Annotated in this window: 14 protein-coding genes; 8 read left to right on the top strand and 6 right to left on the bottom strand. The window is 71.8% G+C overall.

The window, feature by feature from the left end; translation table 11 throughout:
- Positions 1-31 precede the first annotated feature (31 nt).
- Positions 32-2,200: an acyl-CoA dehydrogenase gene (locus O6P37_RS13485; RefSeq protein WP_269894551.1), complete on the top strand. Its 2,169-nt coding sequence runs from the start codon at positions 32-34 to the stop codon at positions 2,198-2,200.
- Between the two features lie 7 nt (positions 2,201-2,207).
- On the opposite strand, the gene O6P37_RS13480 is transcribed toward O6P37_RS13485, so the two are convergent.
- On the bottom strand, positions 2,208-3,323 hold the full coding sequence (locus tag O6P37_RS13480) for a TIGR03364 family FAD-dependent oxidoreductase (protein WP_269894550.1): 1,116 nt from the start codon (positions 3,321-3,323) through the stop codon (positions 2,208-2,210).
- A gap of 108 nt (positions 3,324-3,431) precedes the next feature.
- On the opposite strand from O6P37_RS13480, the gene O6P37_RS13475 reads away from it, so the two are divergent.
- The 3 genes from O6P37_RS13475 (at position 3,432) to O6P37_RS13465 (ending at position 5,947) form a co-directional block, all read left to right on the top strand.
- Positions 3,432-3,956 (top strand): HD domain-containing protein, encoded by a 525-nt coding sequence (locus O6P37_RS13475; protein ID WP_269894549.1) that lies wholly within the window; start codon positions 3,432-3,434, stop codon positions 3,954-3,956.
- 10 nt (positions 3,957-3,966) lie between these two features.
- Positions 3,967-4,884 carry an alpha/beta hydrolase gene (locus O6P37_RS13470; protein ID WP_269894548.1) on the top strand — a complete coding sequence of 306 codons (918 nt, stop codon included), beginning with the start codon at positions 3,967-3,969 and terminating at the stop codon, positions 4,882-4,884.
- Between the two features lie 61 nt (positions 4,885-4,945).
- A complete protein-coding gene (locus O6P37_RS13465) occupies positions 4,946-5,947 on the top strand; it encodes a phosphotransferase enzyme family protein (RefSeq protein ID WP_269894547.1) in 1,002 nt (333 codons plus the stop codon).
- Here the strand turns inward: O6P37_RS13465 and O6P37_RS13460 are convergent.
- From O6P37_RS13460 to O6P37_RS13450, 3 genes are all read right to left on the bottom strand, one after another.
- Positions 5,914-7,239 carry an amidohydrolase family protein gene (locus tag O6P37_RS13460; RefSeq protein WP_269894546.1) on the bottom strand — a complete coding sequence of 442 codons (1,326 nt, stop codon included), beginning with the start codon at positions 7,237-7,239 and terminating at the stop codon, positions 5,914-5,916. The two genes, O6P37_RS13465 and O6P37_RS13460, sit on opposite strands and share 34 nt — an antisense overlap.
- Positions 7,233-8,348, bottom strand: coding sequence for a CoA transferase (locus tag O6P37_RS13455; RefSeq protein ID WP_269894545.1), 1,116 nt, complete (start codon positions 8,346-8,348; stop codon positions 7,233-7,235). The genes O6P37_RS13460 and O6P37_RS13455 overlap by 7 nt, the downstream gene beginning before the upstream one ends.
- 107 nt (positions 8,349-8,455) lie before the next feature.
- Positions 8,456-9,460, bottom strand: a complete 1,005-nt coding sequence (locus O6P37_RS13450; protein ID WP_269894544.1) for a MaoC family dehydratase — start codon at positions 9,458-9,460, stop codon at positions 8,456-8,458.
- Between the two features lie 51 nt (positions 9,461-9,511).
- Between O6P37_RS13450 and O6P37_RS13445 the strand changes: the two genes are divergently transcribed.
- Positions 9,512-10,657: an acyl-CoA dehydrogenase family protein gene (locus O6P37_RS13445; RefSeq protein ID WP_408633167.1), complete on the top strand. Its 1,146-nt coding sequence runs from the start codon at positions 9,512-9,514 to the stop codon at positions 10,655-10,657.
- Between the two features lie 4 nt (positions 10,658-10,661).
- The gene (locus O6P37_RS13440; RefSeq protein ID WP_269894542.1) at positions 10,662-11,387 is read left to right on the top strand and encodes a GntR family transcriptional regulator; all 726 of its coding nucleotides are present in this window, start codon (positions 10,662-10,664) and stop codon (positions 11,385-11,387) included.
- A 52-nt stretch (positions 11,388-11,439) separates the two neighbouring features.
- Here the strand turns inward: O6P37_RS13440 and O6P37_RS13435 are convergent, their stop codons facing one another.
- A complete protein-coding gene (locus tag O6P37_RS13435; protein WP_269894541.1) occupies positions 11,440-12,258 on the bottom strand; it encodes a helix-turn-helix domain-containing protein in 819 nt (272 codons plus the stop codon).
- 84 nt (positions 12,259-12,342) lie between these two features.
- Between O6P37_RS13435 and O6P37_RS13430 the strand changes: the two genes are divergently transcribed.
- Both O6P37_RS13430 and O6P37_RS13425 read left to right on the top strand, forming a co-directional pair.
- A complete protein-coding gene (locus O6P37_RS13430; protein ID WP_269894540.1) occupies positions 12,343-13,071 on the top strand; it encodes an SDR family oxidoreductase in 729 nt (242 codons plus the stop codon).
- Between the two features lie 85 nt (positions 13,072-13,156).
- The gene (locus O6P37_RS13425) at positions 13,157-14,074 is read left to right on the top strand and encodes an LppU/SCO3897 family protein (protein WP_269894539.1); all 918 of its coding nucleotides are present in this window, start codon (positions 13,157-13,159) and stop codon (positions 14,072-14,074) included.
- Positions 14,075-14,086: 12 nt separating this feature from the next.
- Here the strand turns inward: O6P37_RS13425 and O6P37_RS13420 are convergent, their stop codons facing one another.
- Positions 14,087-14,818 carry a hypothetical protein gene (locus O6P37_RS13420; protein WP_269894538.1) on the bottom strand — a complete coding sequence of 244 codons (732 nt, stop codon included), beginning with the start codon at positions 14,816-14,818 and terminating at the stop codon, positions 14,087-14,089.
- Between the last annotated feature and the right edge of the window lie 195 nt (positions 14,819-15,013).

Here is a 15,013-nt window from a genome sequence, read left to right as displayed (position 1 = left end):
CTCGATGACGAAGCGAAGAGGACGTGCCGCCGTGAACAGATCAGCCCTGGCCATCACCGACGAACACCGCGATCTCGCGGAATCCGCAGCCGGCCTGCTGGACCGGCTGCAGGCGCTCGCAGCGGCGCGGGCCACCCTCGACGAGGGGTCGGCGCACCCGGCGGAGCTCTGGACAGCGCACGCCGACCTCGGACTCACCGGCCTGGCGCTCGCCGAGGATCACGGCGGATCGGGATTCGGCCTTGCCGAACTGGCCGTGGTGCTCGAGGTCCAGGGCCGGCGGGTGTGCCCCGGTCCGTTCCTGCCCACGGTGGCCGCCGCGGTGGTGATCGACCGCTGCGCCCCGGAATCCGTTCGCACGCAACTCCTTCCGGGGCTGGCCGACGGCACGACGGTGGCCGCACTCGGGCTGTCCGGCACGGTGGCGGCCGACTCCGACGGAACGGCCGACGGGGAGAGCCCGGCGGTGCTGGGCGGCCCCGACGCCGGTGTGCTGGTGCTGACCGCGGGCGACGACCTCGTCGTGGTCGACGCGGACGCCGACGGCGTCACCGTCACCCGGCTGGCCGGCCTCGACACCACGCGAAGCATCGGTTCGGTCGCGCTGCGCGGGGTGCGACTGCCCCAGGACCGCGTCATCCGCGGCGCGGCGCGCCGCGCGCGCACCGTGTTCCGTATCCTTGCCGCGGCGGAGGCGGTGGGGATCAGCTGGGCGTGCCTGGAGATGGCGGTGGACTACGCCAAGGTCCGCGAGCAGTTCGGCCGGACCATCGGCACGTTCCAGGCGGTCAAGCACCACGCCGCCAACATGCTGGTGGACGCCGAGCAGACCACCGCGGCCACCTGGGACGCCGCGCGGGCCGACGACCTCGACAGCGCCTGGTTCCCGGCCGCGGTCGCCGCGTCACATGCCGTACGCGCGCAGATCGCCAACGCGCAGGTGAACATTCAACTGCACGGCGGTATCGGCTACACCTGGGAGCACGACGCCCACCTGTACCTGAGGCGTGCCCGCACCCTGGCGGCGGTGCTCGGCGACGGCGCCGACCCGCTGACCGACATCGTCGAGGCGCAGCGCAGCGGGCAGGCGCGCGGCGCCACGTTCAGGCTGCCGGCGGAGGCCGACGAGTACCGCCAGGCGGCCCGCAGCGCGGTGGCCGAACTGAGCGGGCTGCCCGAGGACCGGCGGCGCGACTTCCTGGTCGACTCCGGCTATCTGGTGCCGCACTGGCCGAAGCCGTGGGGTCGCGAGGCGGGCACGCTGGAGCAGCTGGTGATCGAGGAGGAGTTCCGCGACACGAAGGTCCCGGACATGGGCATCACCGGGTGGGTGACGCTGACGATCAGCCAGGCCGGCACCGACGACCAGCGGGAGCGCTGGGTGGAGCCGGTGCTGCGCGGGCAGACCATGTGGTGCCAGCTGTTCTCCGAACCCGGCGCCGGCTCCGATGCCGCGGCGGTGCGCACGGCGGCCAAGCGGGTGGACGGCGGCTGGCGGGTCACCGGACAGAAGGTGTGGACCAGCCTCGCCCACCTGTGCCAGTGGGGTCTGGCCACCGTCCGCACCGATCCCGACGCACCCAAGCACGCCGGGGTGACGATGATGGCGATCGACATGAAGGCCGAGGGCGTGACGGTGAACCCGCTGCGCGGCATCACCGGCGACAGCCACTTCAACGAGGTGTTCTTCGACGACGTCTTCGTCCCCGACGCCGATGTGGTGGGCGACGTCAACCGAGGCTGGCTGGTGGCCCGCGCCACCCTGGGCAATGAGCGGATCTCGATCGGCGGCGGATCGGGCGCGCCGACGGGTTTCGGCGCGGACGACCTGGTCGCACTGCTGGACCGCGCGCCCGCCGACGTGGCCGCCGCCCGGGTGCGGCGGGCGGGTGAGGTGATCGCGGCCGGACACACGCTGCGACTGCTCAACCTGCGCCGGGCCAGCCGCGCCATCGCCGGGGCCGAACCCGGTCCCGAGGGCAACGTCACCAAGCTGCTGGTGGCCGAGCATTCGCAGTGGCTGACCGAACTCGGCATGGAACTCGCGGGCACCGCGGCCGTCACCGGCGCGACGCCGGCACTGACCAACGGCTACCTCGGCAACCGCGCGATGACCATCGCCGGCGGCACGTCGGAGATCACCCGCAACACCATCGCCGAGCGGATCCTCGGCCTGCCGCGCGATCCGCTGATCAAGTAGCGGGGGCTCAGAGGCCGATCAGGTCGGCGGTCTGCTCGGCGAGCGCGGGCCCCAGGGTCATGCCGCGGCCGCCGGGTCCGGTGATCACCCAGACCCCGTCGTCGGGTGAGGTCCTGCAGACCAGCTGGTGTGGGTCGACGCACTGGCTGTAGACGCCTGCCCAGCGCCGGCTCACCGGCGGCAGCGGCCGGCCGAGGAGCTCCTCGACCACCTCGGTGAGGTAGGCGTAGGGCTCCTCCTGCACGTCGAAGGGGAAGGGCTGCTCGTATTCGTGGGTGTCCCCGATGGTCAGGCCGCCGTGCAACCGCTGCACGCACAGCAGCTGCATGTGGTGCCGATCGGCGGTGTCGTGCTGGGATTCGTTGCGACGCAGCGCTTCCAGTGACGGGCCGGCGAACCCGGGGTAGTAGCGGAAGCTGTCGCCGTCGGCGATCGCCGTCGGGAACGGCTCACCGAGCGGTTCGGTCTGCATCATCTGCAGCCGCACCCGGCGCACCGGCAGCTCGCCGGCGATCTCGCGGACCAGCCCGCCGTGCGCGGCGCCCGCGCACACCAGCACCACGTCGCCCTCGTGGCGGCGGTCGGAGTCGTCGCGGACGGTGCCGCCCTCGACGGCGCGGGCCTCGGTGTTCGCGTGGAAGGTGTAGCGGCCGCTGGCGCGGAGGTGGTCGCGGATGGCGGGCAGCGCCTGGCGGGACTCCACCGCCGCGTCGCGCGCACAGTGCAGGCCGGCCAGGAACCGGCCGCGCAGCGCGGGGTTGTGCGCGCGCACCGCGTCCGGCTCGAGCAGCGTGAAGCCGCGGACGTCGGCGTCGCTGCGTGCCGACATCTCCTCGGCCACCGCCAGCTCACCCGGTGTGCGCAGCAGCGTGATCGAGCCGGACGGCCGGAATCCGATGCCGGGGATGTCGACACCGAGCTTCTCCCAGAGCTCACGCGAGCGCAGCGTCGTCTCGAGTTCGGACGTCGAGCGCCCGGACACCCAGACCAGGCCGAAGTTGCGCACCGTCGCCCCGCGGGCCTCCGGCTCGCGCTCCAGATGCACGACCCGGTGGCCCCGGCGGACCGCCTCGACGGCGTGTGCGGTGCCGAGGATGCCGCCACCGATCACCGTCACCCGCATGGCGCCGACGCTGCCTCCTGTGGCCGACGGGGACTGGGACGGCGGATGTGCACCGCCGGAACAGAATATGAACAATTGGTATAGACCAATTGCGTATACCATTGCGGCGTGGGCGAACTCAGCGAGGTATCCGCGATCCTGGAGTCGTTGCGCGGGGTGTGGGACGAAGAGGCCGTCGACGAACTCGACCATGCGCTGCAGTCGGCACGCCAGGCCGTGCACGACCGGGCCGACGACGAACTGGTGCTCGCGGCGGCGCTGCACGACATCGGGCACAGCCCGATGTTCGGCGATGTCGCACCCCAGCACCACGACCGGCTGGCCCAGCAGTGGCTGACTCCCCGGTTCGGTGAACGGGTCGGCTGGCTGGCGGGCGCCCATGTCGCCGCCAAGCGGTATCTGGTGGCCACCGATCCCGCCTACGCGGCCACACTGTCCGACGTGTCGGTCGACTCCCTGCACTACCAGGGCGGCGCCGGGGTCGACGCGGCCTACACGGATCACCCGTGGTGGCCGGACGCGGTGCGGCTGCGCCGTTACGACGACGCCGCGAAGGTCCCGCGTGGTGCGGCGGTGTCGATCGGCGAGGTGCTCGCGGTCGCGGAACGGGTTACGGCGCGACGGCGCTGGTAATACTGAGCGGATGCGCAAGCCGTCCGCCGAGTCCCTCGTGCACTTCCATCCCGATCTGCGCAAGGCGGCCAGGTACGTCCCGAAGCAGATCGTCACGCCGGTCACACTGCCGCTGATCCGCGCCGTCACCCGGCTGCAGCCCAAGCGCACACCGAAGGGCGTCGAGAAGTTGACGCTGCACTCAGGCGTCCGCGTGCGGCTGTACCGGCCTGCGGACGTCGCCGGTGCCGCGCCGGCACTGCTGTGGATACACGGCGGCGGATACGTCCTGGGCAGCCCCGCGCAGGACGACGACCTGTGCCGGCGCTACGCCGCCGAGCTCGGCATCACCGTCGCGTCGGTGGACTACCGGCTCGCGCCCGAGCACCCGTACCCGGCGGCGCTCGACGACTGCTACGCGGCGCTGCAATGGCTGGCCGGACTGCCCGCCGTGGACCGTGAAAGGGTGGCGATCGCCGGCGGCAGCGCCGGCGGTGGACTGGCCGCGGCGCTGGCGCTGCTGGCCCGCGAACGCGGGGAGATCCCACTGGTGGCGCAGCTGCTCGTCTACCCGATGGTCGACGACCGCACCGTCGAGCGCCACGACCTCGACAATCCCGGACACCGGCTCTGGAACCAGTGGAGCAACCGGTTCGGCTGGGACGCCTACCTCGCCGACGCCGACCGCGACGTTGCGGTGCCTGCGCGCCGCAACGACCTCGAGGGCCTGCCGCCGGCCTGGCTGGGGGTCGGGACGCTGGACCTGTTTCACGACGAGGGCCTCGCCTACGCCGAACGGCTGCGCGCCGCCGGAGTGCCGTGCGACGTCGAGGTGGTCGAGGGGGCGTTTCACGGATTCGACGCCGTGGTTCCGAAAGCCGATGTCTCCGTTGAGTTCTTCGAGAGCCAGTGCGAAGCGCTGCGGAAGGCGTTCGACGCCGCGGGCTGACCCACCTGACGGCGTCCGCACCGGCTTTGACGGGCGTGTGGTGTGCCCTTAGCGTGACCGGATGCACGGCGACGGGATCATCACCGACGACATCGATGTCGCGCGTCAGGCGGTCCCGCACTTCGCGCTCGCACCGGACTCGGCGCTGCGACTGCTCAACCTGTCGGAGAACGCCACCTACCTGGTCGACGACGCGGGCACCGGCGTCACCTCGGTGCTCCGGGTGCATCGCCGCAACTACCACAGGCCGCACGAGATCGAATCCGAGCTGGACTGGCTCGACGCGCTGCACAGCGACGCCGCCGGGGTCGCGGTGCCCACGGTGCTGCCCGCCCGCGACGGGCGCCGGATGGTCACGATCGACGTCGACGGAACACCGCGGCACGTCGTGCACTTCGCGCTCGTCCCCGGCGCCGAACCGGACGAGGCAACCGTCACCGCAGACGACTTCCGCACGCTGGGCCGCATCACTGCGGCACTGCACGACCATTCCCGGTCGTGGCGGCGGCCTGCGGGTTTCGGCCGCTTCACCTGGGACTGGGAGAGCTCACTCGGCGCCGGCGCACGCTGGGGCCACTGGCAGCAGGCCGCCGGTGTCGGGATCGCCGAGCTCACGCTGCTCGACCGTGCGCAGGACGTCCTGCACCACCGGCTCACCGAATACGGCTGCGGGCCTGACAGGTTCGGCCTGATCCACGCCGACCTGCGGCTGGCGAACCTCATCGTCGACGGACCCGACACCACTGTCATCGACTTCGACGACTGCGGATTCAGCTGGTACTTCTACGACTTCGGTGCGGCGGTGTCGTTCATCGAGGATGATCCGGCGCTGCCCCGGTGGCAGGACGCCTGGGTCGCCGGGTACCGGAGCCGCCGACCGATGACGGCCGCCGACGAGGAGATGCTGCCGTCGTTCGTCATGCTGCGGCGCCTGAAGCTGCTGGCCTGGATGAGCACACACACCCACTCCAAGGAGTCGCGCACCAAGGCCGTCACGTACGCGCGCGGAAGTTGCGTTCTCGCAGAACGCTATCTGTCCTCGAACGGTCTGCGGCTGAGCTGACGCGTGTACACCAGGTCGCCGCCGACGATCGTCGCGGCGACCAGGTCGGCGTCCAGCGCATCGAGCACCTCGGCCGGTGGCGCGGCGAGCACGCAGAGATCGCCGGGCTGTCCCGGCGCCACCCGGCGCGGCCGGGACGGCTCCTCCGCCGCGCCGAAGAACAAGCTCAACGCCGTTGCGGCGCTGACACGTTCGTCCGGACCGAGGACGGCGCCCGCTGGCGTCTCGCGGCGCACCGCCGCCCGCATGGCCGCCCAGGGGTCACCACCGCCGAACGGCGAGTCGGTCGACAGCGCCACGTTGACCCGTGACTCCAGCAGCGAACGCAGCCGCCACAGCTGCGGGAGTTCGGCGGCCGGGACGTCGACCAGGTACTGGTCGCCCCGTTCGGCGACGAAGTTCGGTTGGGTCACGACGGTCAGGCCGAGTTCGGCGAGGTCGGTCAGGCAGTCGTCGGGCACCACGGCCGCGTGCTCGACTCGGTCACCCGCGCGCGTTCCGGCGGCACGCAATGCCGCGATGGTCACGACGAGCTGGGCGGCGGTCACACAGTGCACCGCGACAGGGGTGTCACGAAAGTGGCGGCCGGCGATCCAGCTGGTCAGCTCATCGAGGTCGAGGCCGTCGTCGTGCAGGATGCGCTTACCCGGCGCCAGCACGTGCACCCTGGCGGCGAGTTCCCCGCAGCGGTGCGCATCGCGCAGGCCGGTGATGTCGTCCTCCGTGAGATCCGGTGTGGCGTCGGTGATCCCGGTGACACCCCGGGACGTCAGCCGGCGCGACACGTCGGCCAGCTCGGCGTCGCGGCGCTCCGGCGCCCAGCTCGGGTCGGCGCTGCGCAGCACGCCGTCGGGATGATCGGTCATGCCGACACGTCTCAGGCCCGCGGTGTTCAGCGTCCACACCACCCCGCTGCGATGCTGCACCCGTACCGGCACCGGCGGGGACACCGCGTCCAGCGCATCGCGGTCGAGCGGGCCCGCGACGGCCTCGTGGTAGCCGACCGCACGGACCCAGCCGTCGGCATCGACCTCGGCGCCGGCCAGGGCATGGGCGAGCCCGTCGCGTCCGCGCACATCGGCCGGGCCGACCCGCAGGGAATGCGCCGCCGCCGCTGTCGAATGCAGGTGCAGGTGGTGGTCGTGCAGGCCCGGGATCACCGTGCCGCCCGCGGCATCGAGCACCGTCTCGCCCCGTCGCGCCGTGAGCCCTCGAGCCACCTCGAGGATCTGCTCGCCGACCCGGATGTCGGCGGGCGTGCCGTCGAGGAGTACGGCCCGCGTGATCAGCACGGCGCCGGTCGCCTTCGCGCAGCCATCGCGGCGACGGACGCGTTGTCGGCGCCCAACGCGGCGGCCCGGCCCGGCGACGACGGCGCCAAGGCCTGCACCTGGTCGGCGGGCCCGGCCGCGTCGGCGTAACAGGCGGCCACCGCGGCCATCGACACCTCGACGAGCTCGCCGCCGCCGCGGCCCAGCGACTCGGCCACCGCCTGCGCGGCGTGCAGACCGGTGAGCGGATCGGCGATCGCGTCGCCGCAGAACTCCGGACCGTCGGCGCCCGCGACCACGAGGCCTCCGGAGACGGCGGCGTCGTCGCCGAACGCCACCCACTCGCCGCGGTCACCGGCGGTGCCGTGGCCGGTGATGCGCAGCCAGACCCGGCCGTCGCGCCCGTCGATGTCGTGGGGTCCGAGGGAGCGGCGGCGCAAGGCCGCCGGTCGCGATCCCTCGATCACCACGTCGGCGGCGCCGAGCAGGGTCCTCAGGTCCGTCGCGAGATCGAACTCGACCGCGTAGGCGAGTTTCCCGTGATTCATCCAGTCGAAGAACGCCGGTGCGCCGGCGCGGGTGCCGTCCGGGCGGTGCGGGCTCTCCACCTTGACCACGGTGGCGCCGGACTGCGTGAGCAATTGCCCGCACAGCGGGCCCGCCCACATCGACGACAGGTCGGCGACGAGCAGACCGGTCGTGCTGCGCGGCGTCGCCGGCCTGCCGAGTGGTCGCACCACGGGTGAGGCCGGTGCGGTCTCGCCGAGGACGGCGGCGGGCAGGCCGAGCAGGCGGGCTCGGGCCACCGCGTCGGCAGCGGTGCGGCATGCCGCCCATTCGGCGATCGCCGGCCACGGATCCGAATCTCGCGCATCGGTTTCCAGCAGAGCGGGCACGGCGTCGATGTCGTCGCCACGGGACAGCGTGAGGGCGCACCAGCCGTCACGCGTGCCCAGTAGCCGGGTCGCGCCGCCCGCGGAGACCCGGCCGCCTGCGCTCAGACCCAGCAGCGCTGCGCGGCCGGTGAGCAGTTCGTCGGCGCCCACGGCGACGCCGAGCAGTGCGGAGACCGCGGCCGCCGTGTCGCGGGCACGGATGAGCACCGCCGCCGGAATAGCGAGCGCAGTCACTCCCCCATTGTCCCGCGGGGTCACTTTCCTTCCGCGAGCAGACGCGAATTCGCACGGAACCGCCCCCTGGAATGCGAATTCACGTCTGCTCGCGGGAAGAGACTGGCCTAGAACTGCAGGGCGGTGAAGCGCCAGTCCAGCACCTGGCGGTCCGCGCCGCCGTCGGGTTCCACCGCGTACACGAGCGACCGCAACCGGTAGACCCCGCCGCGGCCGTCGGGTGCCTGCATCGCGCCCTCGACGTGCAGTTCGCTGTAGAGCGTGTCGCCCTCCTGCACCGGCCCGGTGTGGTCGCAGGACTCCCAGCCCAGCACCGTCACCAGATCGGGCAGTGCCCTCGTCGCCTGCGCCAGTGCCAGGCCGATGGTGTGCCCGCCGTACACCAGGCGTCGCCCGCTTACCCGCGAATCATGATGCGTCGCAGCAATGTTCAGTGACAGTCGAGCGAGCTCGGGGGCGCTGCTGACCACGTCCGCGGTGCCGTGCAGCACCTGTCCCGCGAGCCCGGCGTCGAAGCGGGCACCGGGCACCCGGGCGCGGAAGGCGTCGGCGTCCCAGGCCGAGGTCGGATCCGGCGCGGGAGCCGCCTCGGTGCCCACGGTCGACAGGTCGTCGGCGTGGCCGGTGTCGCCCGCGCCGTCTGACAGCGGCAGCATCGCGCACCGGTGGAAGTCGAGCACCAGGCGGCCGAGCTGATCGACGGTCGTCATCCGCAGCGCCGCGAGGCCGGTCGGCGCACGGCCCGCCCTGGTGGAGTTCTGCCGCAGGCCCACCACCTCGGTGCGGGTGAACAGGGTGTCGCCGATGACGGGATACCGGTGGAACACCAGGCCGCGGTAGAACAGGTTCGCCTTCACCCGGTGGGTGGCCAGCGTGGACTGTCCGATCGCCACGTCGCAGACCAGGGCCGGGTGGGCGATCGGCGCGCTCGCCCCGGTGACAGCCGTGGCCAGTTCGGCGTCGAGCGTCAGCCGCAGCCGGTCGCCGATGATCGAGTGGTGCACGGCGGCGGTGCCGGGGGTCAGCGTCATCGACGGCGCCGAGTCGAACACCTCGCCGACGTGCAGGTCGTCGAAGTAGGGGCCGCCCTCGATTTGGCCGGACAAAGTCACAAGGCGTCATGCTGGCAGTGCGCTGATAGGTGTGTCAATATGGCCGTACATATGACCGAAGAAGAGAAGCTCCTCGTCGAGACCGTGCGCGCGTTCGTCGACCGGGAGGTAAAGCCGGCGGTCCGCGACACCGAGCACGCCAACGACTACCCGGGCGCGTGGATCGACCAGATGAAGCGGATCGGGATCTACGGCCTCGCCATCGCCGAGGAGTACGGCGGCTCCCCGGTGTCCATGCCGTGCTACGTCGAGGTCACCCAGGAGCTCTCCCGCGGGTGGATGAGCCTCGCGGGGGCGATGGGTGGGCACACCGTGGTGGCCAAGCTGCTGGCGCTGTTCGGCACCGAGGAGCAGAAGCGCACCTACCTGCCGCCGATGGCCACCGGTGAGACGCGCGCGACGATGGCCCTGACCGAACCCGGTGGCGGTTCCGACCTGCAGAACATCTCCACCACCGCCGTGCACGACGGCGACGACCTGGTGATCAACGGCACCAAGACCTGGATCAGCAACGCCCGCCGGTCCGGCCTGATCGCGCTGCTGTGCAAGACCGATCCGAATGCCGAGCCGCGTCATCGCGGCATCTCGGTGGTGCTCGTCGAGCGCGACACCCCCGGCCTCACGGTGTCGCGCGATCTGCCCAAGCTCGGCTACAAGGGCGTGGAATCGTGCGAGCTGTCCTTCGCCGACTGCCGGGTGCCTGCGTCGGCCGTGCTGGGTGGCACGCCGGGCAAGGGCTTCGCGCAGATGATGAAGGGCCTGGAGACCGGCCGCATCCAGGTGGCGGCCCGGGCGCTTGGCGTGGCGACCGCGGCGCTCGAGGACTCGCTGCGCTACGCCCAGCAGCGCGAGAGCTTCGGCAAGCCGATCTGGAAGCACCAGTCCATCGGCAACTACCTGGCCGACATGGCGACCAAGCTGACCGCCGCCCGCCAGCTGACCCGGTATGCGGCCGAACGCTACGACAGCGGCGAACGCTGCGACATGGAGGCCGGGATGGCCAAGCTGTTCGCCTCTGAGGTGGCGATGGAGATCGCACTCGATGCGGTCCGGATCCACGGCGGCTACGGCTATTCCACCGAGTTCGACGTCGAACGGTACTTCCGTGACGCGCCACTGATGATCGTCGGCGAGGGCACCAACGAGATCCAGCGCAACGTGATCGCCGGCCAGCTCGTCGCGCGGGGCGGGATCTGACGACTTGACCGCGCCCGCGTACCAGCTGCTGCGCGACCGGTTGCGCGACGAGATCGCCGCCGGCCGTTACCGCAACGGTCTCCGGCTGCCCACGGAATCCGAACTGGTTGCGCGCGAACGGTTGTCGCGTCAGACGGTGCGGCGGGCGTTCCAGGACCTGGTCGCCGAGGGGATCGTGTACCGGGTGCCCGGCCGCGGCACCTACGCCAGCGACTCCGCGCGGCGCTACCTGCGGCAACTGGGTTCCATCGAGGACCTGATGAACCTGTCGCAGGACACCACGATGGAGGTGCTAAGCGGGTTGTCACGCCGGGTGGACGTGGCGGCCGCGAGCCGGCTGCGGCTCGACAACGACGTGGTGCACACCGTCGCGTTCCGCCGCCTGCATGACGGGGTGCCGTTCGTCGCCACCATCGTGCACCTGCCCGAATCGGTGGCCGCATCCGTCGCCGGCGCCGACGCGATGGCGACCGGATCGGCGGGGACCCACACCGTCATCGGGCTGCTCGAGCCGCGCCTGCGGGAACCCATCGTGGAAGCGGCGCAGTCGATCACCGTCGCCGCGGCCGACGCGGCGGTGGCCGACGCGGTGAACTGCACCGTCGGGCACCCGATGCTGCGGGTCGACCGGCTCTACTCGGACAGTTCCGGGCGTCCGGTCGAGCTGGCGATCAGCCACTTCCTGCCCGAGCAGTACACCTATCGCGTGACGTTGCGCCGCTCCGGGTAGTGATTTCGGCGTGTTCATGCGCGGTGAGCGCGCGTTGTCACGCCGAGATCACTCAGACGGAGCGGCTCGCGGCGATGCTGCCGAGCAGCGCCAGCCCGTCGGCGCTCGGGCTGCCCGGCTCCGCGTCGTAGACCACGAGCTCCTGGGCCGGGGCGGCCCTCACGTCGAACGTCTGCATGCTCAAGGTCAGCAGCCCGACCTCCGGATGACGGAAGCGCTTGACCGCCAGACACTTCCGACGAGCGTCCTGCCTGCTCCACAGTGTCCGGAACTCCTCGCTGGCGTCGAGCAGTTCGGTCAGCACCGCCCGGGCGTGCGGGTCGTACGGGGCGGCGCCGTAGCCCATCCTGAACCCGGCCACCGAGTCGGCCGCGACGGCATGCCAGTCGGCGTAGAAGTCGCGGGCCCGCGCATCTGTGAACACCAGCCGCATCAGATTGCCCACCGCACCGAACTCGCCGAACAGGGCCTCGGCGAGCGCGTTCACCGCCAGTACGTCGTAGGCCCGGTTGTACACCAGCGCAGGGTTGTTCGGCCAGGCGTCCATCAGTCGAAGCAGCCCGGGGTCGACGCGGTCGGCCACCTGCGTGTGCTGCTCTCGCGGCGCGAGGCCGGCCAACCGGAACAGATGCCTTCGGCCGTCGGCGTCGAGGCGCAGCGCCGCCCCGAGCGCCTCGAGCACCTGCACCGACGGCGAGCGCTCCCGGCCCTGTTCGAGGCGGCTGTAGTAGTCGACGCTGACACCCGCCAGCATCGCCACCTCTTCGCGGCGCAGCCCCGGCACCCGCCGGACACCGTTGCTGGTCAGGCCCGCGTCGGACGGGCTGATTGCGGCCCGCCGGCCCTTGAGGTATTCACCGAACTCGGCCACCGTTCCACACTAGGTCCGCCGCTGGATTCAGGCAGGGTGCACTGCACCCTGGCTGCGCGGGGCGTCACCGCCGATGCTGGTTCCATGACCGATTCGAAGATCATTCTCGTCACCGGCGCCAGCAGCGGCATCGGTGAAGCCGTCGCCGCACGCCTGGCCACGGAGGGCCATCACGTCGTCGCGGGCGCCCGTCGCGAGGACCGCCTCGCCGACCTCGCGCGCCGCATCGAGCAGGACGGCGGCAGCATCGACGTCCGCCGCCTCGACGTGACCGACCGTGCGGACGTGGCGGCGTTCGTCGACGCCGCGGTGGCCGAACACGGCCGGGTGGACGTCGTCGTCAACAACGCCGGCGTGATGCCGCTGTCCCGACTGGACGCACTGCTCGTCGACGAGTGGGACCGGATGATCGACGTCAACATCCGCGGACTGCTGCACGGCATCGCGGCCGCGCTCCCGCATTTCCAGCGCCAAGGCGGCGGCCACTTCATCACCGTCGCGTCGGTCGGCGCGCACGAGGTGGTGCCGACCGGCGCGGTGTACTGCGCCTCGAAGTTCGCGGCCTGGGCCATCACCGAGGGCCTGCGGCTGGAGGTCGACCCGTCGATCCGGGTGACGACGGTGTCGCCCGGTGTGGTCGAATCGGAGCTCGCGGAGTCGATCACCGACCCGACGGCGGCGGGCGCCATGCAGGAGTACCGGGCCGACTCGATCCCGCCCGACGCGATCGCCCGCGCGATCTCCTATGCCATCGGCGAACCCGCCGACGTCGATGTCAACGAGCTGATCATCCGGCCCGCGCGGCAGCGCTGAGCCGTGGTGACGCTGCGCCGGCATCATCCGGCATAGGCTTGCCGGGGGCGCACGGTGCGCGCCGAGACGGGTGCGGAGGAACAGCGTGACGTCCAACATTTCGGTGCTCGCCGACGCCACCGACGTCGGCGAGATGGTCGGCTATGCCGTGATCCCCATCATCGGCCTGGTGCTGCTGATCCTCGGGCTCGTCAAGAGAAGCAGATCCGGTTCCCCGCAACCGAATACACCGTACGGCTGGACCCCGGGCCAGGCGCCCTACGGGAGTCCGCCGCCACCTCCGGGCGGCTACCCCGGGTACGGACAGCCCGGCGGCTATCCGCCGCCCTACCCGCAGCAGCCCTACCCGGCGCCGGGCGGTCAGCCGCCGTACCCGCCGCCGGGCGGGCAGCCGCCGTACCCGCCGCCCGGCTACCCGCCGCCACCGCCCGTCGCGCCGAAGAAGCAGGGCACCGGGCTGATCATCGCCGGTGCGATCATCCTGGTCCTCGGACTGCTCGGGAACCTCGGCCGGATCGCGTCGTCGCCGTCCACATCCTCGTCGTCGGAGCCTTCCGCGTCGTCCGAGCGTTCCTCGTCATCGTCGCCGACATCGACCAGCGACAGCGCGGGGCTCGACGTCGGCGAGTGCGTCATCGACATCCCGGACACCGGCGTGCCCGACAGCGTCGACTGTTCGGACCCCGAAGCCCAGCTGCAGCTGGGTGCCGTGTCCGGACCCGGCCAGTGCCCCGACGGTCCCGCCAGCGAGGGTTCGTACCTCTACCAGGCGACGGTCACCGGCCAGACCCGGTGCTTCCTGCCCAACTTCGAGCAGGGCGACTGCTTCCGGGTCGACTCGATGGAGACGATGTTCAGGAAGGTGGACTGCGCGGATCCCAACGCCGCGGGCAAGGTCACCACCCGCCTCGACAGCAACGATCCCGGCGCGTGCGTGCCGCCCGCGCAGGCGCTGGCATTCCCGGAACCGGAACGCACCTACTGCCTGGCGCAGAACGAGTGACGGCCGCGCCGGTCACGCCGACCGGCCGCTGACGGCCGCGTCCCGCGTTCCGCTGCTGCCGTAGCCGAGCGCACGGCGCACGGTGGTGATGTGGTCGAGGCTCGGCCGCTCCGGGGTGCCGGGGACGCGGATGTAGTGCCCGCCGTCGGCGGCGGCGATGTCGATGCGGTCGGCGAGGACGCCGGTGTCCAAAGGGGTGCCGGCCCGGATGTAGGTGAGCCGGCCCACCACCGCCTCGGGCGACCGGTAGCGCTGCGCCCGTTTGGTCTGCTGGGTGACCGCGCCGAGATGGTCGGGCTCCCACGCCTGCACCAGCGCGGTCATGTACGCCATCAGCGTGCGGTCGTCGGTGCCCGCGTCGACGTCGAACGCGACCTGGTTCTGCGCCCTCGACGGGTCGGTGAAACCCGCCCGCACGACGTACTCGAACCGGGTGGAACTCGTCCCCGGCTGTTCACCGGACCGGCTGCGGGCGAACTCGGCGTAGATGCCCGCCGCCGGGCCGTCGCCGGCTGCGCGTTCGGTGACCTTGTCGATGGCCCGTTCGATGTCGGCGATGTCGTCGACGTCGACCGGTTGCAGGTCATACCCGGTGCGCCCGTCCGGGTCACGGGGCAGCCACACACCCCAGTGCCCGTACACGTCCGGCTGCGACGGCGCCAGCCGCAACGACCGCTGCACCCGCTCTGCGCAGGACGACAGGTGGTCGGGACGGTCGCCCCAGCCGCCCAGAATCCACAGCACAACAGACCCCCGATACCCGTCGACGCCACGCTCACAGTGATCATGCCGTCGTGGCGGCCGTTTCGATAATCGGCGGTGGGTGTCTACCCGTCGGCCAGCGGCCAGAAGTCGGTGGTGACCTCGGCGATGCCGGCGAGCTCCGCCCGCAGCGCCGCAGCCAGCCGGTCTCCCCAGCGGCCCCAGTCCGCGCCGGCG

It is taken from the genome of Mycobacterium hippophais, from assembly GCF_027529605.1.
Classification (GTDB): Bacteria; Actinomycetota; Actinomycetes; order Mycobacteriales; family Mycobacteriaceae; genus Mycobacterium; species Mycobacterium arseniciresistens.
The sequence above is the reverse complement of the archived record's forward strand: the minus strand, read 5'-3'. Positions and strand labels throughout refer to the sequence as shown.